This window comes from Streptomyces sp. NPDC017676 (genome assembly GCF_044329325.1).
GTDB lineage: Bacteria > Actinomycetota > Actinomycetes > Streptomycetales > Streptomycetaceae > Streptomyces.
Window position 1 is genome coordinate 499002 of record NZ_JBIRJA010000003.1, and the last position, 21635, is coordinate 520636.

A 21635-nucleotide genomic window follows, 5' to 3' on the forward strand; every position below is an offset into this window, starting at 1 on the left:
TCCGCTCAGCTGCGCAGCAGCCGGCCGATCGCCTTCGTCGCCTCGTCCACCTTGGCGTCGATCGCGTCACCGCCCTTGACGGCCGCGTCCGCGACGCAGTGCCGCAGGTGCTCCTCCAGCAGCTGGAGCGCGAAGGACTGCAGGGCCTTCGTGGAGGCGGAGACCTGCGTGAGTATGTCGATGCAGTACGTGTCCTCCTCCACCATCCGCTGCAAGCCGCGGATCTGGCCCTCGATCCGGCGCAGCCGCTTGAGGTGCTCGTCCTTCTGCTTGTGGTAGCCGTGCGTGGCGCCGGCCTCGGTCGTCGTCATCGCGGGCCTCCGTCTCGGGACGAGTCAGGGACAAAAGGGACACATACCCCTACTGGGTATATGGTAACGAACTTTCCGGGGTAGACGGCCCTTCGCACGCCCCCGTGCTGACCACTGTGCTCGATGGGCGACACTGGGATGCGGCCCATTAGCCGTGGCCGGATGATGCGCCTAGCATCAGCCTGACCGAAACCGAAGCACCCCGAGGACCCCACGTGCGCTTTCGTCTGACCCCCAGGGAGACGAGCTTCTACGACATGTTCGCCGCGTCCGCGGACAACATCGTCACCGGCTCGAAACTCCTGATGGAACTGCTCGGGGCGGACTCCTCCGCCCGGGCCGAGATCGCAGAGCGTATGCGGGCCGCGGAACACGCAGGTGACGACGCCACGCACGCGATCTTCCACCAGCTGAACTCCTCGTTCATCACGCCGTTCGACCGGGAGGACATCTACGCCCTCGCCGGTTCCCTGGACGACATCATGGACTTCATGGAGGAGGCGGTCGACCTGGTCGTCCTCTACAACGTCGAGGAACTGCCGAAGGGCGTCGAGCAGCAGATCGAGGTTCTGGCCAGGGCGGCCGAGCTGACCGCGGAGGCCATGCCGAACCTCCGCACCATGGACAACCTCACCGAGTACTGGATCGAGGTCAACCGGCTGGAGAACCAGGCCGACCAGATCCACCGCAAGCTGCTCGCCCACCTCTTCAACGGCAAGTACGACGCGATCGAGGTGCTGAAGCTCAAGCAGATCGTGGACGTCCTGGAAGAGGCGGCGGACGCTTTCGAGCACGTGGCGAACACGGTGGAGACCATCGCCGTCAAGGAGTCCTGAGGCGTCGATGGACACCTTCGCCCTGGTCGTGACCATCGCGGTCGCGCTCTTCTTCACGTACACCAACGGTTTCCACGACTCGGCGAACGCCATCGCGACATCGGTGTCGACGCGGGCGCTGACCCCGCGGGCGGCCCTCGCCATGGCGGCCGTGATGAACCTCGCCGGTGCCTTCCTGGGCTCCGGCGTCGCCAAGACGGTCAGCGAGGGCCTGATCGAGACGCCCCAGGGCTCGACCGGCATGGGGATCCTCTTCGCGGCCCTGCTCGGCGCGATCGTCTGGAACCTGGTCACCTGGTACTTCGGCCTGCCGTCCTCCTCCTCGCACGCCCTGTTCGGCGGCCTGGTGGGCGCGGCGCTGGCGGGCGGTACGACGGTGATCTGGCACGGGGTGGTCGACAAGGTCATCATCCCGATGTTCCTGTCCCCGGTCGTGGGCCTGATCGTCGGCTACCTGGTCATGACGGCGATCCTGTGGATCTTCCGCCGGGCCAACCCGCACAAGGCCAAGCGCGGCTTCCGCATAGCCCAGACCGTCTCGGCGGCCGGCATGGCGCTGGGCCACGGTCTCCAGGACGCCCAGAAGACGATGGGTGTCGTCGTCATGGCACTGGTGATTTCCGGCCATGAGACGTACGGCGACCCGATCCCGGTCTGGGTGAAGATCGTCTGCGCGATCATGCTGTCCCTCGGCACCTACGCGGGCGGCTGGCGGATCATGCGCACGCTGGGCCGCAAGATCATCGAGCTGGACCCGCCGCAGGGCTTCGCCGCCGAGACGACCGGCGCGTCGATCATGTTCACCACGGCGTTCCTCTTCAAGGCGCCGATCTCCACGACCCACGTCATCACGTCGGCCATCATGGGCGTGGGCGCGACCAAGCGCGTCAACGCCGTCCGCTGGGGCGTGGCCAAGAACATCATCCTCGGCTGGTTCATCACGATGCCGGCAGCGGCCCTGGTCGCCGCCCTGGCCTTCGGGGTGGTCAAGCTGGTGGCGCTGTAACCGGGCCCACCCGTTCCCAGCCACCCGAGCCGAACCCCACCTCACTCCCGCCCTCCAGCTGACCGAGTCGGGTGGGCGGGTGGGAAGCACCGGGGCGAGGGGCGTAGCCCCGAAGACCCCCGTCCCGAAGCCGAACGCAGTGACAAGCAGTGACAACGCAGTGGGCCCGCCCCCGGGAGCCAGGGGCGGGCCCTTTGCGTCCTCGCGGTGGCACCGCCATGCAGCACCGCGAGGGGATCGGGGGATCAGCCGAAGCGGCCGGAGATGTAGTCCTCCGTGGCCTGGACCGACGGGTTGGAGAAGATCCGCTCCGTGTCGTCGATCTCGATCAGCCGGCCGGGCTGTCCGACCGCCGCGAGGTTGAAGAACGCCGTACGGTCCGAGACACGCGCCGCCTGCTGCATGTTGTGCGTCACGATGACGATCGTGAACCGCTCCTTCAGCTCACCGATCAGGTCCTCGATGGCGAGGGTGGAGATCGGGTCCAGGGCGGAGCAGGGCTCGTCCATGAGGAGCACATTCGGCTCGACCGCGATGGCACGGGCGATGCACAGACGCTGCTGCTGACCACCGGACAGACCGGAGCCCGGCTTGTTCAGGCGGTCCTTCACCTCGTTCCAGAGGTTCGCGCCCTTGAGGGACTTCTCGACGATGTCGTTCAGTTCCGACTTCTTGTAGTTGCCGTTCAGCCGCAGGCCCGCGGCCACGTTGTCGAAGATCGACATCGTGGGGAACGGGTTCGGACGCTGGAAGACCATGCCCACCTCACGGCGGACGGACACCGGGTCGACCCCGCTGCCGTACAGGTCCTCGTCGTCCAGGAGCACCTTGCCCTCGACGCGGCCGCCGGGGGTGACCTCGTGCATGCGGTTCAGCGTGCGCAGGAACGTCGACTTGCCGCAGCCGGAGGGGCCGATGAACGCCGTCACCGACCGCGGCTCCACGGTCATCGAGATGTCCTCGATCGCCTTGTGGGAGCCGTAGAAGGCGGTGAGGCCGCTTACGTCGATTCGCTTGGCCATGTCTGCTTCACTTCCAGAAATTCAAGCTCGGTCGCTGTGTGGCCCCGCCCCGCGGAGCCGGAGATAGTCGCCTCAGCGACCGGTCTTCGGGGCCTTCCAGCGGGCGATGCCGCGGGCCACCAGGTTGAGGATCATCACGAAGGCGATCAGCGTGAGGGACGCCGCCCACGCGCGGTCGAACGCCGCACCGGAGCCCGCGCTGTTGGCGAACTGCTGGTAGATGTACAGCGGCAGCGACGCCTGCGCGCCCTCGAAGGGGTTGTTGTTGATGAACGGGTTGCCGAACACCAGCAGCAGCACCGGCGCGGTCTCACCGGCGATACGGGCGACCGCCAGCATGATGCCGGTGGTGATGCCTCCGATGGAGGTCGGCAGGACCACCTTCAGGATGGTCCGCCACTTGGGCACGCCCAGCGCCAGGGACGCCTCGCGCAGCTCGTTCGGGACGAGCTTGAGCATCTCCTCGGTGGAGCGGACGACGACCGGCATCATCAGGATGGCCAGGGCCAGCGAACCGGCGAAGCCGAACGGCTGCATCTCGAAGATGAGCATCAGGCTGAGGATGAACAGGCCCGCGACGATCGACGGGATGCCCGTCATGACGTCGACGAAGAACGTGACGGCCTTGGCGAGCCGGCCGCGGCCGTACTCGACCAGGTAGATCGCGGTGAGCACGCCGATCGGGGCGCCGATCAGGGTGGCGAGGCCGACCTGCTCCAGGCTGCCGATGATGGCGTGGTAGATGCCGCCGCCGGGCTCGGTGTCGGCGACGACCCCCATCGAGTGGGTCAGGAAGTAGACGTCGAGGACCTTCACACCGCGCGCGGCGGTCACCCAGATCAGGGAGACCAGCGGCACCACGGCGAGCAGGAAGGCCACCCAGACGAGGCTGGTGGCGACGCGGTCCTTGGCCTGGCGGCGGCCCTCGACCCGCGCGGCGATGCCGAAGGTGCCGAGGACGAAGAGGACCGCGGCGATCAGACCCCACTGGATCTGGCTGTCGAGGCCGGCGGCCAGGCTGATGCCGATGCCCAGGACGAGGGAGCCGGCGGCGATGGCCCACGGCGTCCACCGGGGCAGGCTCGCGGCGCGCAGCGTGCTGGGCCGCTTGTCGGTGACGGCTGCGGTGCTCATGCGTTGGCCCCCGAGTACTCCGCGCGACGGGCGATGATCAGCCGGGCCGCGCCGTTGACCAGCAGGGTGATGACGAACAGGACCAGACCGGAGGCGATGAGCGCGTCCCGGCCGAACTCGTTCGCCTCGCTGAACTTGCTGGCGATGTTCTGGGCGAAGGTGCCGCCGCCCGGGTTGAGCAGGCTGGCCTGGATGTCGAAGGACGGCGAGAGCACGGTGGCGACGGCCATCGTCTCGCCGAGCGCGCGGCCGAGGCCGAGCATGGAGGCGGAGATCACGCCGGAGCGGCCGAAGGGCAGCACGGACATGCGGATGACCTCCCAGCGCGTGGCGCCGAGGGCCAGGGCCGCTTCCTCGTGCATCTGCGGGACCTGGCGGAAGACCTCACGGCTCACGTTGGTGATGATCGGCAGGATCATGATCGCCAGCAGGATGCCGACGGTGAGCATCGAGCGCGGTGGGCCCTGGTCCCAGGAGAGGACGCCGGTCCAGCCGAAGAACTCGTTGAGCCAGCCGAACAGGCCGTTCATGTGCGGGACGAGCACGAGGGCGCCCCACAGGCCGTACACGATGGACGGCACGGCGGCGAGCAGGTCGATCACGTAGGCGACCGGGCCGGACATGCGGCGCGGGGCGTAGTGCGTGATGAACAGCGCGATGGCGACCGCGACCGGGACCGCGATGACCATGGCGATGACCGAGGAGACGATCGTGCCGAAGACCAGGACCGCGATGCCGAACTTCGGTTCGAGGACGCTGGTGTTCCACTCGAACGTGGTCAGGAAGTTCGCGTGGTCCTTGCTGATCGCGAGGGCGGCGCGGTAGGTGAGGAAGACCGCGATGGCGGCCATGATCGCCAGCAGCAGGATGCCGGAGCCTCGGGACAGCCCCAGGAAGATGCGGTCACCGGGGCGGGTGGCGCCACGGGCCGCGCGCTTCTGCTCGGCGAGGGTGGGCTGGGGGGCGGGAGGAGGTACGTCGGTTGTCGTCGATATGTCCATCGGGTTCTCCGGTCTGCGGAGCCGTGCCCCGAGGGGCCGCGGCTCATGGCGGCGGTGCACCGGACGGTGCGGCCCGGCCCTGTCGGGTACCGGGCCGCACTCTCGGATCAGGTCAGCTCAGGCCCTCGATGGTCGTGCGGACCTTGGAGATGATGTCGGCGGGCACGGGCGCGTAGCCGATGCTCGGGAGAATCTTCTGGCCGTCCTCGCTGGCGATGTAGCGCAGGAAGGCCTTGGTGGCGGGCAGGGTGTCCGCCTTGTTGCCCTTGTCACACACGATCTCGTAGGTGACCAGGGTGATCGGGTAGGCGCCCTCGGCCTTGGTCTTGTAGTCCAGCTTCAGCGAGAGGTCCTTGCCGGTGCCGACGACCTTCGCGGCGGCGATGTCGGCGGTGGCGCTCTCGGAGCTGGGCGCGACCGGCTTGCTGGCGCCGGTGTCGATGGACACGGCCTTGAGGCCGTCCTTGACGTAGGACAGCTCGAAGTAGCCGATGGCGCCGGAGGTCTGCTTCACCTGCTGGGCCACACCCGCGGACTGCGGGGCGGACTGGCCGCCCTTGGCCTGCCAGGCCTTGCCGCCGGAGTACTTCCAGTTGTCCGGGGTGGTGGCGATCAGGTACTTGGTGAAGTTGTCCGTGGTGCCGGACTCGTCCGAGCGGTGGAACGCCTGGATCTTCAGGTCGGGGAGCTTCACGCCCTTGTTCAGGGCGGCGATCGCCGGGTCGTTCCACTTGGTGATCTTGCTGTCGAAGATCTTGGCGATGGTCGGGGCGTCCAGGACCAGGTTGTCGACGCCCGGGACGTTGTAACCGAGGGCGATCGGGCCGCCGACCATCGGCAGGTCGATGCCCTGGCCGCCCTTGCAGACCTGCTTGGAGGCGGTGACCTCTTCGGGCTTCAGCGCCGAGTCGGAACCGGCGAAGGCGACCTGGCCCTGCGTGAACGCGGTGACACCGGCGCCGGAGCCGCCGCCCTTGTAGTTGATCTGCACACCGCAGGCCTGGGAGAAGGCCTTCACCCAGGCGTCGATCGCGTTCTTCTGCGCGGAGGAGCCGTCTGCGAGCAGCTGACCCTTGGCGTCGTCGCACTTGATCGAGCTGGCCTTGGCGGACGTGGACGGGTTGCCCGAAGCACTGCCGCCGTCGCCGTTGTCGTCGGAGCCGCACGCCGTCAGGGCCAGGGCGCCGGTGACGGCGACAGCACCGAGAGAAAGGGCGCGCAGCCGGTTCTTGCGCTGAAGCTTCACTTTCGGGAGTTCCTTCCAGGAGCCGCCGCTGTCGGCGGCGCGCGAGGTCATAGAGGTGCGTGAGGGCGTTGATGGCCGCACTCGGCACCCGGTACGGCCGAAATTAGGCAGATCAGGTGAAGCCGCCGATGGCCGGAAGTGAACGAGGGGTGAACCCCTGCCGTCGGCCTGGTGAGGTCACGGAATGCTCACGGGGAGAGCACGCGAAGGTTCCGACGACCGGGTTGCGCGAACGTGCCTTCGATGTTCGTCACCCGGCCGGGGGAACCCCGAGGTGCGGCGCGTCGTCTCGTTCCACGACAGCCGAGGAAAGGCGACGGACATGGAACGGCGTACGTTCATCTCGGGCGGCGCGGCCGCCCTGGCGACGACCGCACTGACCGCGTGCGGTGCGGGCGGAGGCTCGTCCGCCCCTGCGGCGGACCACCCCGGTACGCCGTCGCGCCCATCCTCGCTGACGGCCATCAGGACCACCAGCGCGACCGCCGCCGCGAACTGGGCGGCCCTCGCCCGTGACCTGGACGGCACCCTGGTGCGGCCCGGCGACGCGAGCTGGAAGGCCGCCCACCAGCTGTACAACACCCGCTTCGACGGACTGAAGCCCGCCGCGGTGGCCTATGTCGCCCACACCGCCGACATCCGCACCACCCTCGCCTACGCCCACGCGCACGGCGTGAAGGTGTCCATACGCAACGGCGGCCACTCCTACGCCGGCTACTCCTCCGGCGACAACCGGCTGATCGTCGACGTGTCCCGGCTGAACCGGGTCCGGGCGAGCGGCGGCCAGGCCGTCGTCGGCGCCGGCGCCAAGCTCATCGACGTCTACCGCGCGCTGGCCGCGAAGGGCGTGACCATACCGGCGGGCTCCTGCCCCACCGTCGGCGTCTCCGGCCTGGTGCTCGGCGGCGGCCACGGCGTGGCCTCCCGCGCCTACGGCCTGACCTGCGACAGCCTCACCCAGGCCACCCTGATCACCGCGGACGGCAAACAGCTCACGGCGAACGCGAGCACGAACAAGGACCTGTTCTGGGCGCTGCGCGGCGCCGGCAACGGCAACTTCGGCGTCGTCACCGAGCTGCAGTTCCGGACCCATGCCGCACCGCAGGCCGTGACCGCATACCTGACCTGGCCGTGGTCCAGGGCCGCGAAGGTGCTGAAGGCGTGGCAGGAGTGGGGCCCCGGCCAACCCGACGAGATCTGGTCCTCCCTGCACCTGTCGTGCTCCCCGGGCCGCACCCCGGCCATCTCGGTGGCCTGCTTCTCCCTCGGCACCTACGGCGAGCTCCAGAACGCCGTGGACCGCCTGGCCCACCTGGCGGGCGCCGACGCCTCCTCCGTCTCCCTGCGCCGCCGGGGCTACGAGGAGGCGATGGAGATCTACGCAGGCTGCTCCTCCTTCTCCACCGACGCGCAGTGCCATCTGCCCGGCTCCACCCCGGGCCGCTCCCCGCAGGGCAGGCTGGGCCGCGAGACGTACGCGGCCCGCTCCGACTTCTTCGACCGCTCGCTGTCCGCGGCCGGCATCCAGACCGTGCTCCAGCAGATCGCCGCCGTGCGGGGCGGCGCGGGCAGCATCGCGTTCACCGCGCTCGGCGGCGCGGTCAACCGGGTCTCCCCGACCGCGACGGCGTTCGTCCACCGCCGCTCGCGGATGCTGGCCCAGTACATCGCCTCCTGGGGCGCGGGGGCCTCCGGCTCCACCGCCCAGTCCTGGCTGACCTCGGCGCACCGGGCGATGCAGCCGTACGCGTCGGGAGCCGCCTACCAGAACTACACCGACCCGACGCTGAAGGACTGGAAGAAGGCGTACTACGGGGACGCGGCGGCCCGGCTGGCCAAGGTGAAGCAGCAGTACGACCCACAGCGGTTCTTCTCCTCCCCGCAGGGTCTGTAACGGGCGGGCCCGCCTTCCCGCCGACGGCCCTCGGGGGGCGGCCAGGGTCTTTCGTTCGGATCAGGCCGGATCAGGGAGCGGGGTCTGGTGCCGTGCATCGCAAGGCGGAGGAGGGCGCCATGGCGGAGCCATGGCAACCGACGACAACGCGGCGAGGCGCGGAGCCAGGGCCCGCGAGCCCGGCGTGATCCGAACGAGAGGCCCTAGGCCGCCAGGTCCCGTTCCTCGGTCTCCAGGGGGCTGCGGGCGCCGGGCAGCAGGGTGTTGCCCCGGCCGCCGGCCGCGGCGGACCGCCGGCGCACGAGCCACCCTGCGCGCGGCGAGCGCTCCACGGCCCGCATCAGCGGGGTGAGCAGGGCCGTGGCCGGCGGGGACAGCAGCAGGACGACCGCCGTACCGAGGGCGAAGCCGCCGACGACGTCCGTCGGGTAGTGCACGCCCATGTAGACCCGGCAGAAGCCCTCCAGCAGGGCCAGGCCGATGCCGGCGAGGCCGAAGCGGCGGTGGGCGACGAAGAGCCCCACGCCGAGCGCCATGGTGATCGTCGCGTGGTCGCTGACGAAGGAGAAGTCGGTCTTGCCGGAGACGAGGACGTCCAGGCCCCGGTGGTCCACGAACGGGCGGGGGCGCTCCACGAAGCCCCGTATCGGCACGTTGACCAGCACCGCGAGGCCGGCCGCGAGCGGCGCCCACACCAGCGCGGCCACCGAGGGCGCGGCCTCCTCGCCGCCCCGGCGCCGCACGGACCACCAGCACCACAGGATCAGCAGCACCATGGCGAGCAGCAGTCCGTACTCACCGACGAACTCCATGACCCGGTCGAACCAGTGCGGCGCGTCCTTGGCCAGGCCGTTGATGTCGTAGAGCAGGTCGACGTCGGGGTTCGATCCGGATTCGGCGAGTACAGCCATCGTGCTGCGGCCCCTTCGTCGTCTTCCCGGACGCACCTCGTGTGCGTCGCTCCTGCCCCCCGTGGTTCGTAGATCCGCTTCCGCTGCACTGCCGCACTGACGTCCGCTCGGCTACGTCAACAGGAACGCATGCCCACCGCCTATACGTTCCACTCTCCACTGAATGATCACGCAGACGTTATCGAAGAGAGACTCATCGCCCCAGCTCAGGGGGTGGGTTCACGCTCGGTTCACACCGTCGTGGGCAGTGCTTTTGCGCCATCTTCGGTGACCCGGGTGGCACCGAAGTAGTCGGGGGTGTCGACGGGGTCGAAGCGGATGACGGCACCCGTGCGCGGGGCGTCGATCATGTATCCGCCGCCGACGTAGATGCCGACGTGCCGGATGGCCCGGGAGTCGGTGAGGTCGTCGGAGAAGAACACCAGGTCACCCGGGAGCAACTGGTCCCGTGAGGGGTGCGGCCCGGCGTTGTACTGGTCGTTGGCCACACGCGGCAGGCTGATCCCGACCTTCTCGTACGCGGCCTTGGTCAGCCCCGAGCAGTCGAAGCGCCCGCCCTGGTCGGCGGTGCCGTTGCCGCCCCACAGGTACGGAGTGCCGAGCTTGCTCTGCGCGAAGGCGATGGCGCCGGCGGCCTGCCGGGTGGGGTCGATCCGGGTGACCGGCGCGGCGAAGCTCTTCTCCAGGCTGCGGATGCGCTGGACGTAGTTCCGCGTCTCGCTGATGGCCGGAACCCCACCCGCCCGGATGACGCGGTAGGCGCCCGCGTTGTAGGCGGCGAGCATGTTGTCGGAGACGTTCCCCGGCACGTCCTTCACGTACTTCGCCAGCTCGCAGTCGTACGAGGCGGCCGACGGGATCGCGTCGTCCGGATCCCAGATGTCCCGCTTGCCGTCCCCGTCGCCGTCGATCCCGTGGGTCGCCCAGGTACTCGGGATGAACTGGGCGATCCCGCGGGCGTCGGCCGGGCTGACGACGGTCGGGTTCCAGCCGCTCTCCTGGTAGAGCTGCGCGGCGAGCAGCGCGGGACTGAGCGCCGGGCACAGGTTGCCCCACTTCTGCACCAGTGACTTGTAGGCGGCCGGAACCGCGCCCTTGGCCAGCCCCCGGCCCCCCGAGGTCACCCCGCCCACCAGGTTCCCGGCCACGAGATACACCCCGACGACGAGCAGCATGACGAAGCCCATGCCGAGCCCGACGGCCGCCCCACCGATCACCCATACCTTCCGCACGGTTCAACTTTCCCCCATGCGGGCGCGGTTCAAGGCCATTTGTGCGCGAAGTGGCGTCATTTCACAGGTGGCGCGGCGCAGGTGACGCGCCCTCAGGGCCCTGGCCGGTCCCGCTCAGCGACCGGCCGCGGCGTCCCGGTACAGCTCCGCCGCCTCACTGCCCAGGACCACGCTGTACGACGTGTCCGCCGTCGAGCCGCCCTGCTCATGGCCGCCGAGCACGCCGACGACCTGGCCGTCACCGTTGACCCAGGGGCTGCCGCTGGTGCCGCTGGTGAAGTCCGGGCAGTCGATGCGCTGTTGGGTACGGCTGTGCGGGACCGGCCTGTTGGTGCAGCTGACGGGCACCTCGCGGGAGTCGGGGTAGCCGGTGACGGTGACCGCGGTGGCGCCGGTGGCCGCGCCGGTCGTGAACCGGTTGGCGCCGGCCACGTCCTCCAGTCGCTCGCCGTGCCGCGCGGCGACGGCGGCGAAGGCGACGTCGCTGTCCTCGTCCTGCCCCTTGGCCCACCCGTCCGGCAGGAACCGCCGCGTCACCTTCCACACCCCGTACGGCGCCCGCCCGTCCCGGTAGCCCGGCACGAACACCAGATCGCCGTCGGCGCCGGCCACGCAGTGCGCCGCGGTGACGATCAGATCGCCCCGCGGGCTGTGCACCACGGAGGCGGTGCAGAAGTGGCCGCCGGCGAGCCTGCCCGCCCGGTCCGCGTCGAACAGCGCGCCCACCCGCGCGCTGTGCCGGGTCGCGACGGTGTCGGCGGTGACCCCGAGGGGCCCCCGCCCGTCGTCCGCGGCGGCCACGGAGGCCGACGTCACCGCCAGCAGCACCACAGCGCCGAGCAACGCGGGCCGTGAGGTGACCGAGATGCGTGAGGTGCGCTTCATCAGGCCCCACTCTGTACGACGAAGGTGAGAATCCCCTTCCGTCTTCGCTGAGATTTTCCTGTGAAACCTCCCGTTCCCCCCGTATGGCGGTCAGAACGTCGCCGTCACCCGGTCACCGCACCGTCGCCGTGAGCGGCCACCGAACGCCCGTCAGCTCCTCCGAGAGCGTCCACAGCCGCCGGGCCGCGGCCGGATCGCTCGCCGCCGCACTGCGGCCGACCAGGGCCGGGGCACCGCGCATCTCGGCGGGACCGTCGGGGCCGACGTAGGACGCGCCGGGCAGGTTCTGGGTGGCCGCGTAGAGGGTGGGCAGGGCGCCGGCCTCGTCGTCCTGGGCGAGGAACCGGTTGCCGACCCGCATGAACAGGCGGGCGAACGGGTTGGCGGTGTGGCTCTGGAGGTTGGTCGCCGCCCAGCCGGGATGCGCCGCCAGGGCCCGTACGGCCGACCCGGCCTCCGTCAGACGCCGCTGGAGCTCCAGGGTGAAGAGCAGGTTGGCCAGCTTCGACTGGGCGTAGGCGCGCGCGGGGCTGTAGTTCCCGCGCAGGTTCACGTCCTCGAAGTGGATCACCCGGTCGCCCATGCGGTGCGCGCCGGACGCCACGGTCACCACCCGGTCGGTGATCCGGGGCAGCAGCAGGGTGGTCAGCGCGAAGTGCCCCAGGTGGTTGGTGCCGAACTGCAGCTCGAAGCCCTGCTTGGTGCGCTGTTCCGGCACCATCATCACGCCAGCGTTGTTGATCAGCAGATCCAGCGGGCGGTCCCAGCCGGCGGCGAACTCCCGCACCGAGTCGAGGTCCGCCAGGTCCAGCCGGCGCACCTCGGTGCTGCCGGCCACCCGTGCCGCCGCGGCACCGCCCCGGGCGAGGTCCCGCACCGCGAGCACCACATGCGCCCCGGCGCCGGCCAGCGCCCGGGCGGCGGTGAGGCCGATGCCGCTGTTGGCGCCGGTGACGACGGCCGTACGGCCGGTCAGGTCGGGGAGACGGGTCGCGTTCCACTTGCCGCGCTTGCCGCGCTTGCCGCGCGCTTCGGTCGTATCAGCCATGGCCCACAATGTAGGCACCGCCAACAATGCTGTCAACGACAACAAAGATGCCACCGTCAACAAAGATGGCGATGACAACATCGAGATACGATGATGCGCATGTCCGCACCCCGCCCCTACCACCACGGAGACCTGCGCGCCGCCCTGCTCAAGAGCGCCGAGCGCACTCTGCGCGACAAGGGGGTCGGCGCGCTCTCGCTGCGCGAACTGGCCCGGGACGTCGGCGTGAGCCACGCCGCCCCCGGCCGGCACTTCAGGGACAAGCAGGCCCTGCTCGATGCCCTGGCGCTGGACGGATACGAGCGCCTGAACCAGGCCCTGGCCACCGCCGACCGCCCGGACCGGCCCTTCGAGGAGCGGATCACCGGCCTCGCCCGCGCCTATCTCGGCTTCGCCGTCGACAACCCCGAGCTGCTGGAGCTGATGTTCGCGCGCAAGCACGACCCCGACAGCTCCGCCCAGCTCGCGACGGCCGTCGACCGCTCCCTCGGCACCTTCACCCGGCTGGTCGCGGACGCCCAGGAACAGGGCGAGATCGTCCAGGGCGACCCCGAACGCCTCACCACGGTCGCCGCCGCCAGTCTGCACGGCCTGGCCGCCCTGATCGCCGGCTGCGCGCTCGACGCGGAGGAAACCCTGGCCGGCCTGGACACCCACGTCCACCTGCTACTGCACGGCCTGCGCCCGCGCTGACCGCCGCGCCGACCGACTCCACCACGGCGGCGGCGCCTCCGCCCCGATCATCGCCGGCGTCCCGCCCTGGCCGACACCCCGTCAAGCGGCTGCCACCGGCCCGAGTTCCCGTACGCGGCCGTCGGTACCAGTGGCAGCAACGTCAGTTGCTCCACGGACGGGCGGGCCACGGCAACCAGCCGTGGCCCGCTTTCCCGTCCCCCGTGAGAACATCGACGCGACGCGTCGCCCGACCGGTTCCACTCCGACCTCGTTGCCCAGCGTGACCTGCCGTGATACACAGAGTGACCGATCGGGCTATTCGTACGAAACCCGCCAGTCAATGACGTCAAGTCGACATACGTTGGCGACGTTGTCGGCGACAATGAGGCCTGACCTCTGCACACTGCAGGGGCACTCACGGAACTACCCACCAGGGGCGGTGACTTACATGCTCTTTGCGGCCGACAAGGGAGACATCAACACCATCATCGGCGGGATCGCTCCGGACTGGGGCCCCTTCGGCAGCCTGGGCAACGAGGCCAAGGTGATGATCGAGGTGGTCATGGCCGTGGCCATCCTCCTCTGCCTCGGCATCGCGGTGTGGGGCGCGGCGAAGCAGCGCATCGGCGCCACGGCCCTCCGGGACACCTTCAGCGCCGAACAGGGCAAGGGCCTCATCATCGCCGGTCTCACCGGGGTGTTCATCATCGGGTCCCTCGGCACACTGTTCACGATCGTGTACGGCATGGCGGTCTAGCCCGTCCCCTCCACCCCACCCACCCGTCGTGCCCACCGGCTGAGGTTGCGTCCCCCTGATGTCGAGTCACCACACCGCGCCGCCGCGGGAACCAGCACGGCTACCGTCGTATGCCTACGAGGGTGAGGGAGCGCACACGGTATGAGTCCCGGAGACGAACAGGGCTACGACTACCCCGAGACGGGCCACACCCGCACCCGCCTCCCCGACCCCGACCCCTACGGCGGCGCCCCCCGCCGCCCCCACCGCTCCTCCTCCCGCAGCCTGGTCACGGTGGTAGGCGTAGTAGTCCTCCTCATCGCCGCCATCGCCTTCGCGAACCGGGGGGATGATTCGCCGGGTGACGGTACGACAGCGAAGAAGGACCAGCCGCGGGCTGCGTCGACCGCGGCAAGTGGAACCAAGCCGGTGGACACGAAGACCGGCAACATCCCGACCGGGTTCCCGCACACCGAACAGGGGGCGCAGAGCGCGGCGGCGAACTATGCGGTGGTTCTGTGGTCCGACGGCATGGTCGACACAACCAACAGACACAGCATCATCGAGGCAGTGGCCGACCCGAGCACCGTGAGCCGGCTCCAGTCGGTTTTCGACGCCAATTACTCGGCCGACTTCCTCAAGAACATCGGCCTCAACGCCGACGGCAGCGTTCCCAAGGACGTCACCTTCGTCGACCGCACACTGCCGGCCGGCACGAAGACGACGTCCTACAGCGGCGAGGCGGCGACCGTCGAAGTGTGGTGCAACACGCTCTTCGGCCTGGCTGGTGAAGGCTCGAACAACCCTGTGACCAGTGGCTGGTCGACCGTCACCTTCAAGCTGAAGTGGGACGGCAGCGACTGGAAGGTGCTGGAGACCAGCCAGAAGACGGGCCCCACCCCGATCGCCGGAGACAACCCCGTCTCCGGTGCCGGTGAGATCGGCAAGGCGGTCAAGGAGTTCGGAGGGTTCACATATGCCCGGTAGCTCGCAGCGCGTCCTCAAGCTCGCAGGTCTGGTGGGCGCCGTACAGGCCGCCACCGTGCTCCTGGCCGCGCGAGCCGTGGCGGCACCGTCCCCCACACCCACCCCTAGCAAGAGCGCCGACTGCTCCCTGCTCGCGCCCCCTGCCCGGAAGTTCTGCGAGTCCGGTGACCCCTCCGGCGGATCCTCCGTCGGCACCCCCAGCAACCCCCTCACCGACACCCTCGACCCCCTCGCCTCCCTGGCCAAGGGCTGTGCCGACGCGGCCGCCTGGACCATCGGGAAGCTCAGCAGCGCCGTGAAGGAGACCGCCAACGTCGACTTCACCAATCAGGCGTTCCTGAAGCAGTACGCCGTCGTCTTCGCCGCCTCCACGATCCTCACGCTCCTGCTCTGGCTCCTGGCCGTCGCCAAGCGAGCCGTCCGCGGCGTCCCCCTCACCACCGCCATCTCGGAAGCCGTCGGCTTCCTCTGGCTCACCGTGCTGGCCTCCGCCTTCACCCCCCTGATCCTGTACACCGTCGTATCGGCGACGGACGGTGTCACGGACGTCCTCGCGAAAGCCACCGGCGACCAGGCCGACACCTTCTTCGGCACCTTCTCCGGCGCCCTCAAGAAGGGCAACGACATCGGCGGCGGCCCCATCATGCTGATCGTCGTGTCCCTGGTCAGCATCCTCGCCGCCGGCGTCCTCTGGCTGGAGCTCGTCATCCGCGCCGCCCTGCTCTACGTCGGCGCCCTCCTCGGCACCGTCGTGTACGCCGGCCTTGTCGACAAGAACCTGTGGGGCCACGTCCGCCGCTGGGCCGGCATCATGATCGCCGTCATCCTCGTCAAGCCGGTCATCGTGATCGTCCTCGGCCTGGCCGGCGCCCTCTCCGGCGACAGCGGCCCCGACGCCTTCTCCGCCGTCGTCTCCGGCCTCGCCATCATCCTGCTGGCCATCTTCGCCAGCGCGATGATCTACCGCTTCGTCCCCGGCTTCGGCGACGAACTCGCCGGCTCCCGCAGCAACCGCATCATGCAGGGCGCCGAGAGCAAGGCCGCCGCCGTCATCAGCTCCCCGGCCACCCTCGTCGCCCAGGGCATCAAGACCCACAGCACCCGCGCCGACACCTCCGGCGGACCGTCCGGCAGCACCCCCCGCCCGGCCAACCCGGCCAGCGGCGGCGTCGCCGCCCACAGCAGCCGCACCCCCACCGGCGGCGGAGCCGTCCCCTCCGCCGCGCCCGCGCCCCGCGCGTCCAGCCCGGTCAACACACCGCACGCCAGCAACACCCGCAACAACCGCTCGGGAGGTGAAGGGCGTTGACGACCGAGTCCCACCTGTCCCATCCGGTCACGCCCCGCCGTACGTATCTCATCGGCCGCGCCCGGCCGAACGCGATCGTCGGCCGGAACCGTGAGTCCGGCGAGATCGCCCTGATCATCGCCGGTGCGTTCCTCGGCATGATGTGCGGCCTCCTCGTCCCCGTCCTGCCCCTGCGGATCGTGCTGCTGACCGGCTTCCCGCTGCTCGCGCTCGCCGCGGTCTACGTGCCGTACAAGCGCCGCACGTTCTACAAGTGGTTCGAGATCAACCGCAGCTACAAGCGCACCGTCAAACGGGGCGCCGTCTACCGCTCCACCGCCATGGAGGCCGGGACCCGGCTCGACGGCCGCGAGATCGAGATCGGCCCGCCACCGGGCATCGGCCGCATCACCTGGCTCGCCGCGCCCTTCGGGCCGGACGAGATCGCCGTACTGCTGCACGCCGACCGCAAGACCGTCACCGCCGCCATCGAGATCGAGGGCCCCGGCGTCGGCCTGCGCGACTCGGAGGATCAGGAGGCCCTGGTCGACCGCTTCGGCACCCTGCTCAAGCACGTCGCCAACGGAGACGGCTTCGTCACGCGCCTGCAGATGCTCGCCCGGACCCTGCCCGCCGACCCGGACGCGCACGCCAAGGACGTCGGCCAACGCGGCGACCCCCGCGCCCCCGGCTGGCTCCAGCAGTCGTACGACCAGCTCCAGTCCATGGTGTCCACCAGCAGCGAGCAGCACCGCGCCTACCTCGTCGCCTGCATGCACTACACCCGCGAACTGGCCGCCGAGGCGCACGCCATGGCCCGCGCCGTCCGCGCCCGCGGCGGCAAGGTCGACCGGGACGCCGGGCTCGCCGTCGTCATGGCCCGCGAGCTCACCGACATCTGCTCGCGGCTCCAGGAGGCCGACATCCGGGTACGGCAGCCGCTCGGTCAGGGGCGGCTGGCCTCCCTCATCCACTCCATGTACGACCCCGACCACCCCATCGACCACATCCAGGCGATGACCCAGCGCAACGCCTGGCCGGCCGAGCTGGACGCCACGGAACCCACCTACCTCCAGGCCAAGACCCGCGAGTCCAGCACCCGCGCGCCCTGGTGCCACGCCACCGCCTGGGTGAAGGAGTGGCCGATGACCCCCGTCGGCGTGAACTTCCTCGCGCCGCTCCTCGTCCACACCCCGGACGTCATCCGCACGGTCGCCGTCACCATGGACCTCGAACCCACCGAGGTCGCCATCGAGCGGATGCTCACCGAGAAGACCAACGACGAGGCCGAGGCATCCCGCGCCGCCAAGATGAACCGCACCGTCGACCCCCGGGACATCGCCGCGCACAACCGCCTCGACCAGCGCGGCGAGGACCTCGCCAGCGGCGCCGCCGGCGTCAACCTGGTCGGCTACATCACGGTCTCCTCCCGTTCCCCGGAGGCCCTCGCCCGCGACAAGCGCACGATAAGGGCCTCCGCCGGCAAGTCGTACCTCAAGCTGGAGTGGTGCGACCGAGAGCACCACCGCGCCTTCGTGAACACACTTCCGTTCGCCACCGGCATCCGAAGGTAGGGGCTGATTCGCCGATGCGGGACCCGCTGTCCGTCCTCACCGAGGCCTTCACCTCCTTCCTCTTCGGGAAGGTCGAGACGACCCGGCTGCCGGTGCGCACCTCCACGGGCCAGGCCCAGGCCGTCTACCTGCCCACGGCCGCGCCCGGCCTCGGCGACTCCGGCGTCATCATCGGCCGCGAGGTGTACTCCGGGAAGGGCTACATCTACGACCCCTTCCAGCTCTACGGCCAGCAGTTGCCGGCCCCGCACTGGCTCGTCCTCGGCGAGTCCGGCAACGGCAAGTCGGCCCTGGAGAAGACCTACGTCCTGCGCCAGCTCCGCTTCAGGGACCGCCAGGTCGTCGTGCTGGACGCCCAGGGCGAGGACGGGGTCGGCGAGTGGAATCTCATCGCCGAGGAGCTGGGGATAACGCCGATCCGGCTGGACCCGACGGCCGCCCTGGACCACGGCATCCGCCTGAACCCGCTCGATCCGGCGATCACCACCACCGGTCAGCTGGCACTGCTCCGCACGATCATCGAAGTCGCGATGGGCCACGGCCTGGACGAGCGCTCCGGCTTCGCCCTCAAGGTCGCCCACTCGTACGTCAACGAGACCATCGTGGACCGCCAGCCGGTCCTGTCCGACATCGTGGAGCAGCTACGGCACCCCGAGCCGGAGTCGGCGGAGGCCATGAACGTCGCCATAGACGACGTACGGGCGTGGGGCCTCGACGTCGCCCTGGTCCTGGACCGGCTGGTCGACGGTGACCTGCGGGGCATGTTCGACGGGCCGACGACGGTCGGCATCGACCTGGACGCCCCGCTGATCGTCTTCGACCTCTCCCACATCGACCGCAACTCCATCGCCATGCCGATCCTCATGGCGATCGTCGGCGTGTGGCTGGAGCACACCTGGATCCGCCCCGACCGGAAGAAGCGCATCTTCCTGGTCGAGGAGGCCTGGCACATCATCAACAGCCCGTTCGTGGCCCAGCTCTTCCAGCGGCTGCTGAAGTTCGGCCGCCGTCTCGGCCTCTCCTTCGTGGCGGTGGTCCACCACCTGTCCGACGTCGTCGACGGAGCGGCGGCGAAGGAGGCGGCGGCCATCCTGAAGATGGCGTCGACCAGGACGATCTACGCCCAGAAGGCCGACGAGGCGAGGGCCACGGGCCGGGTCCTCGGCCTGCCCCGCTGGGCGGTCGAGATCATCCCCACGCTCACGCCCGGCATCGCGGTCTGGGACGTCAACGGCAACGTCCAGGTGGTCAAACACCTGATCACGGAGACGGAACGGCCGCTGGTCTTCACCGACCGGGCGATGACCGAGTCCTCCAGCGACCTCGCGGCCGACGACGCCCTGCGGGCGGCCGAACTGGAGGCCGAGCAACGGGCCGCGGCCTTCGTGGAACAGCACGTGGGCGACTCCGAGTCGACGGTGGCGTAAGAGGACACCGGAGCGCGCGAGACGGGCCCAAGGGGACGCGAGGAGATGTAAGGGGACCACAGGGTGAGACCGGACGACCACCGCGAGGACCGCCGGGACAGCCGCCGGGAGGGCCAGGGCGGCATCCCCGACGGCCTGCTGATCGGCATGCTCGCGTTCCTCCTCGGCATGACGGTGCTGGTCTGGACGGCCACGGGCCTGGCGGCCTGGTTCGCCCAGGGCGCCTGGCCCACCGGCGTCACGTTCACCCGCACGCCCCTGGCCATGCGCCACCTCATCGGCCGCCCCCACGACATCACCGGCGCCTGGCCGGACACCCCGCCGTCCCAGCTCTCCGGCTGGGGCCTGTTCTGGGGCCTCTTCATAGCCCAACTGATGATCCTCTTCGTCCTCACGATGTTCGCCCTGGGAACGGTGGCACGGTGGCGAGCCGGGAAGGCCCGCAGGGCTGCGGCTGGAGACGGGGGGACGAAGGAAGCCGGACCGGCGGCGGCTGGGCCGGCGGGGGGCGGCCCCGCAGTGGCTGGGTCGGCGGGGGGCGGATCGGTGTGGGCTGGGCCGCCTGCGGCTGGACCGGGGGCTGCTGCGCCGATGGTGGCCGGAACGGGGGCGGCCGGGTCAGCGGCCGCTGGGCCGACGCCGGTCGGACCGGTGAGTACAGGGTCGGTGGGTGCCGGGGCAGTGGGGGCCGGGGCCGGCGGGCCGGCGGAGCCTGTTCTTGAGGGAACCGCGCACGGGCTCGCGCCTCAGCAGGAGGTGCCGGCACCTCGTAGGGAGGTCGAGCCGCTGGGATGGGGCGACTTCTCGGCCGACGGTGAACGGGTGGTCGGGTGGGAAAGAATCCACATCGCCCCCAGGGAACGCCGCCACACCACCGCGACCCACGCCATCCGGACCGCCCCCGGCCCCACCCTCATCGTCACCTCCAACCCGACCCTCTGGTCGGACACAAAGGACGCGAAGGCAAAACTGGGCCCCACCCTCCTCTACGACCCCACACACCTCTGCGACACCCCGGCCCGCCTCCACTGGTCCCCCACCACCGGCTGCGAAGACAAACAAACGGCGCTGCACAGAGCGACAGCCCTGCTGGCCCCCGTACGCCCCACCGCCAAGATCGACCAAGCGGTGGCGGACACAGCGACCACCCTCCTGCGCAGCTACCTGCACGCCGCCGCCCTGGAGAACCGCACCATCCGTCACGTCCACCGCTGGTCCCAGGGCACCCAGGTCCAGGAGGCGGTCCGCACCCTCCGTACCCACCCCAAGGCCGCCCCGGGCGCCGCCGGCGAGCTGGAGGCGGCCCTCACCGCCCACCCCGAACGCCGCGACATCGCCCAGGAACTGACCGGCAGGGCCCTCGCGGCGCTCTCCACGGTCAACATCCGCGAAGCCTGCACTCCCAACCGAAATGATGCGCTCGCCTTGGATTCCTTCATCCAAGAAGGGGGCACGCTTTATGTGGTCGGTGAATCCATCGAGGACCCGAGGAGCAATCCGGGCGCGATGCCGCTCCTGACGGCCCTCGTCTCCAGCGTGGTCGAGCGCGGCCGGCGCATGGCCGAACGGTCATCCTCCGGTCGGCTCGACCCACCACTCACCCTGGTCCTGGACGACATCGCGGCCGTGGCCCCGTTCCCGGAGCTGCCGACCCTGCTCGCCACCGGAGCCGACCGGGGCCTGCCCACGCTCGCCCTGCTCCGCTCCCGGGAACAGGCCCGCTCCCGCTGGCCCCACGAGGAGCTACCGGTCTAGGCCGGCCGCTCCAGGACGAACTCGCACTCCGTCTCCGCCTCGTTCTTCGAGAAGGACACCACCAGGCCACTGGGAACGAACCCGATCTTCCGGTACGCCGCCTGTGCTCGTGCGTTGTCCTCATGGACGAACAGCCGCACCCGCTCGGCCGCCCGTTCCCACGCCCAGGCGACACCGGCCTCGAACAACGCCTCGATCAGCCCGTTCCCCCGGTGCTCGGGCCGCACGAAGACCCCGGCGACGTGCCCCTGCCGCCGCTCCACCGCATACCCGGCCCAGTCCTTCGTCCCGGCCTCTTCGACGAGTACGGTGACCGAGCCGGCCCAAGTCCCGTCGCCCGTCTCGGCGATGAACTGCCGGGCGGTCGTGGAGCCCTCCCCGGAGGCGACGGCCCGGTCCTGCCAGAAGGAGTCGGGCTTGGCCGCAGCGTTCTCGTAGGTCTCCAGAAACGCGAGGTGCGCGGCAGGATCCCGCAGGGCGTCCAGCCGCAGCTCCTTCACCCGCTCCCAGTCATCGGGCCGTATGGCGCGGACTACGTACTCGTTCCTGGCGACAAGACTCATGCGACCACCCTAAACGCAGAAAACCCCCGCACCGAAGGTGCGGGGGTTTCCTCAAGAATTGTTCGGCGGTGTCCTACTCTCCCACAGGGTCCCCCCTGCAGTAC

Annotated in this window: 20 protein-coding genes; 10 read left to right on the top strand and 10 right to left on the bottom strand. The window is 70.1% G+C overall.

Going from position 1 to position 21635, the window contains the following annotated elements:
- Positions 1 to 5: 5 nt before the first annotated feature.
- A complete protein-coding gene (locus tag ACH4LD_RS09950; protein ID WP_103809639.1) occupies positions 6 to 311 on the bottom strand; it encodes a metal-sensitive transcriptional regulator in 306 nt (101 codons plus the stop codon).
- A gap of 215 nt (positions 312 to 526) precedes the next feature.
- Between ACH4LD_RS09950 and ACH4LD_RS09955 the strand changes: the two genes are divergently transcribed.
- Both ACH4LD_RS09955 and ACH4LD_RS09960 read left to right on the top strand, forming a co-directional pair.
- Positions 527 to 1147, top strand: a complete 621-nt coding sequence (locus tag ACH4LD_RS09955) for a DUF47 domain-containing protein (protein ID WP_015493282.1) — start codon at positions 527 to 529, stop codon at positions 1145 to 1147.
- Between the two features lie 7 nt (positions 1148 to 1154).
- A complete protein-coding gene (locus ACH4LD_RS09960; protein ID WP_398055642.1) occupies positions 1155 to 2153 on the top strand; it encodes an anion permease in 999 nt (332 codons plus the stop codon).
- Positions 2154 to 2398: 245 nt separating this feature from the next.
- Here the strand turns inward: ACH4LD_RS09960 and pstB are convergent, their stop codons facing one another.
- From pstB to pstS, 4 genes are all read right to left on the bottom strand, one after another.
- Positions 2399 to 3175, bottom strand: a complete 777-nt coding sequence (pstB, locus tag ACH4LD_RS09965) for a phosphate ABC transporter ATP-binding protein PstB (RefSeq protein ID WP_132785488.1) — start codon at positions 3173 to 3175, stop codon at positions 2399 to 2401.
- A 72-nt stretch (positions 3176 to 3247) separates the two neighbouring features.
- The gene (pstA, locus tag ACH4LD_RS09970) at positions 3248 to 4309 is read right to left on the bottom strand and encodes a phosphate ABC transporter permease PstA (RefSeq protein WP_132785489.1); all 1062 of its coding nucleotides are present in this window, start codon (positions 4307 to 4309) and stop codon (positions 3248 to 3250) included.
- Positions 4306 to 5310 carry a phosphate ABC transporter permease subunit PstC gene (gene pstC / locus ACH4LD_RS09975; protein WP_398055643.1) on the bottom strand — a complete coding sequence of 335 codons (1005 nt, stop codon included), beginning with the start codon at positions 5308 to 5310 and terminating at the stop codon, positions 4306 to 4308. The genes pstA and pstC overlap by 4 nt, the downstream gene beginning before the upstream one ends.
- A 112-nt stretch (positions 5311 to 5422) precedes the next feature.
- Positions 5423 to 6556: a phosphate ABC transporter substrate-binding protein PstS gene (pstS, locus tag ACH4LD_RS09980; RefSeq protein WP_398055644.1), complete on the bottom strand. Its 1134-nt coding sequence runs from the start codon at positions 6554 to 6556 to the stop codon at positions 5423 to 5425.
- A gap of 322 nt (positions 6557 to 6878) precedes the next feature.
- Here pstS and ACH4LD_RS09985 point away from each other — a divergent pair, with 322 nt between their 5' ends.
- Positions 6879 to 8450, top strand: coding sequence for an FAD-binding oxidoreductase (locus ACH4LD_RS09985; protein ID WP_398055645.1), 1572 nt, complete (start codon positions 6879 to 6881; stop codon positions 8448 to 8450).
- 203 nt (positions 8451 to 8653) lie between these two features.
- Here ACH4LD_RS09985 and ACH4LD_RS09990 read toward each other — a convergent pair whose 3' ends face one another.
- The 4 genes from ACH4LD_RS09990 to ACH4LD_RS10005 all read right to left on the bottom strand — a co-directional run bounded on the left by ACH4LD_RS09990 (position 8654) and on the right by ACH4LD_RS10005 (position 12526).
- Positions 8654 to 9361 carry a phosphatase PAP2 family protein gene (locus ACH4LD_RS09990; protein ID WP_132785493.1) on the bottom strand — a complete coding sequence of 236 codons (708 nt, stop codon included), beginning with the start codon at positions 9359 to 9361 and terminating at the stop codon, positions 8654 to 8656.
- 230 nt (positions 9362 to 9591) lie between these two features.
- Positions 9592 to 10593: an NlpC/P60 family protein gene (locus ACH4LD_RS09995; RefSeq protein WP_398055646.1), complete on the bottom strand. Its 1002-nt coding sequence runs from the start codon at positions 10591 to 10593 to the stop codon at positions 9592 to 9594.
- Positions 10594 to 10707: 114 nt separating this feature from the next.
- Positions 10708 to 11478, bottom strand: coding sequence for a trypsin-like serine peptidase (locus ACH4LD_RS10000; RefSeq protein WP_398055647.1), 771 nt, complete (start codon positions 11476 to 11478; stop codon positions 10708 to 10710).
- A 112-nt stretch (positions 11479 to 11590) separates the two neighbouring features.
- Positions 11591 to 12526, bottom strand: coding sequence for an oxidoreductase (locus ACH4LD_RS10005; RefSeq protein ID WP_398055648.1), 936 nt, complete (start codon positions 12524 to 12526; stop codon positions 11591 to 11593).
- 90 nt (positions 12527 to 12616) lie between these two features.
- On the opposite strand from ACH4LD_RS10005, the gene ACH4LD_RS10010 reads away from it, so the two are divergent.
- From ACH4LD_RS10010 to ACH4LD_RS10040, 7 genes are all read left to right on the top strand, one after another.
- Positions 12617 to 13219, top strand: coding sequence for a TetR/AcrR family transcriptional regulator (locus ACH4LD_RS10010; RefSeq protein WP_132785496.1), 603 nt, complete (start codon positions 12617 to 12619; stop codon positions 13217 to 13219).
- 430 nt (positions 13220 to 13649) lie between these two features.
- Positions 13650 to 13958, top strand: a complete 309-nt coding sequence (locus ACH4LD_RS10015; RefSeq protein WP_014673544.1) for a hypothetical protein — start codon at positions 13650 to 13652, stop codon at positions 13956 to 13958.
- Between the two features lie 141 nt (positions 13959 to 14099).
- Complete coding sequence (locus tag ACH4LD_RS10020; protein ID WP_398055649.1) at positions 14100 to 14924, top strand: hypothetical protein; 825 nt, start codon at positions 14100 to 14102, stop codon at positions 14922 to 14924.
- On the top strand, positions 14914 to 16233 hold the full coding sequence (locus ACH4LD_RS10025; protein ID WP_398055650.1) for a hypothetical protein: 1320 nt from the start codon (positions 14914 to 14916) through the stop codon (positions 16231 to 16233). The genes ACH4LD_RS10020 and ACH4LD_RS10025 overlap by 11 nt, the downstream gene beginning before the upstream one ends.
- On the top strand, positions 16230 to 17786 hold the full coding sequence (locus tag ACH4LD_RS10030) for an SCO6880 family protein (protein WP_103809625.1): 1557 nt from the start codon (positions 16230 to 16232) through the stop codon (positions 17784 to 17786). Before ACH4LD_RS10025 ends, ACH4LD_RS10030 begins: the two co-directional genes overlap by 4 nt.
- Positions 17787 to 17800: 14 nt before the next feature.
- Positions 17801 to 19213, top strand: coding sequence for an ATP-binding protein (locus ACH4LD_RS10035; protein ID WP_103809624.1), 1413 nt, complete (start codon positions 17801 to 17803; stop codon positions 19211 to 19213).
- Positions 19214 to 19276: 63 nt separating this feature from the next.
- A complete protein-coding gene (locus ACH4LD_RS10040; protein ID WP_398055651.1) occupies positions 19277 to 20968 on the top strand; it encodes a type IV secretory system conjugative DNA transfer family protein in 1692 nt (563 codons plus the stop codon).
- Here the strand turns inward: ACH4LD_RS10040 and ACH4LD_RS10045 are convergent.
- Positions 20965 to 21531 carry a GNAT family N-acetyltransferase gene (locus tag ACH4LD_RS10045; protein ID WP_398055652.1) on the bottom strand — a complete coding sequence of 189 codons (567 nt, stop codon included), beginning with the start codon at positions 21529 to 21531 and terminating at the stop codon, positions 20965 to 20967. The two genes, ACH4LD_RS10040 and ACH4LD_RS10045, sit on opposite strands and share 4 nt — an antisense overlap.
- Positions 21532 to 21635 lie beyond the last annotated feature (104 nt).

What these genes read in the sequence shown, in the direction of transcription:
- ACH4LD_RS09950 (WP_103809639.1), bottom strand. Translation starts at nt 311, where the DNA reads ATGACGACGACCGAGGCCGGCGCCACGCACGGCTACCACAAGCAGAAG.
- ACH4LD_RS09960 (WP_398055642.1), top strand. Translation starts at nt 1,155, where the DNA reads ATGGACACCTTCGCCCTGGTCGTGACCATCGCGGTCGCGCTCTTCTTC.
- pstB (WP_132785488.1), bottom strand. Translation starts at nt 3,175, where the DNA reads ATGGCCAAGCGAATCGACGTAAGCGGCCTCACCGCCTTCTACGGCTCC.
- pstA (WP_132785489.1), bottom strand. Translation starts at nt 4,309, where the DNA reads ATGAGCACCGCAGCCGTCACCGACAAGCGGCCCAGCACGCTGCGCGCC.
- pstC (WP_398055643.1), bottom strand. Translation starts at nt 5,310, where the DNA reads ATGGACATATCGACGACAACCGACGTACCTCCTCCCGCCCCCCAGCCC.
- ACH4LD_RS09985 (WP_398055645.1), top strand. Translation starts at nt 6,879, where the DNA reads ATGGAACGGCGTACGTTCATCTCGGGCGGCGCGGCCGCCCTGGCGACG.
- ACH4LD_RS09990 (WP_132785493.1), bottom strand. Translation starts at nt 9,361, where the DNA reads ATGGCTGTACTCGCCGAATCCGGATCGAACCCCGACGTCGACCTGCTC.
- ACH4LD_RS10000 (WP_398055647.1), bottom strand. Translation starts at nt 11,478, where the DNA reads ATGAAGCGCACCTCACGCATCTCGGTCACCTCACGGCCCGCGTTGCTC.
- ACH4LD_RS10005 (WP_398055648.1), bottom strand. Translation starts at nt 12,526, where the DNA reads ATGGCTGATACGACCGAAGCGCGCGGCAAGCGCGGCAAGCGCGGCAAG.
- ACH4LD_RS10010 (WP_132785496.1), top strand. Translation starts at nt 12,617, where the DNA reads ATGATGCGCATGTCCGCACCCCGCCCCTACCACCACGGAGACCTGCGC.
- ACH4LD_RS10015 (WP_014673544.1), top strand. Translation starts at nt 13,650, where the DNA reads ATGCTCTTTGCGGCCGACAAGGGAGACATCAACACCATCATCGGCGGG.
- ACH4LD_RS10020 (WP_398055649.1), top strand. Translation starts at nt 14,100, where the DNA reads ATGAGTCCCGGAGACGAACAGGGCTACGACTACCCCGAGACGGGCCAC.
- ACH4LD_RS10025 (WP_398055650.1), top strand. Translation starts at nt 14,914, where the DNA reads ATGCCCGGTAGCTCGCAGCGCGTCCTCAAGCTCGCAGGTCTGGTGGGC.
- ACH4LD_RS10035 (WP_103809624.1), top strand. Translation starts at nt 17,801, where the DNA reads ATGCGGGACCCGCTGTCCGTCCTCACCGAGGCCTTCACCTCCTTCCTC.
- ACH4LD_RS10045 (WP_398055652.1), bottom strand. Translation starts at nt 21,531, where the DNA reads ATGAGTCTTGTCGCCAGGAACGAGTACGTAGTCCGCGCCATACGGCCC.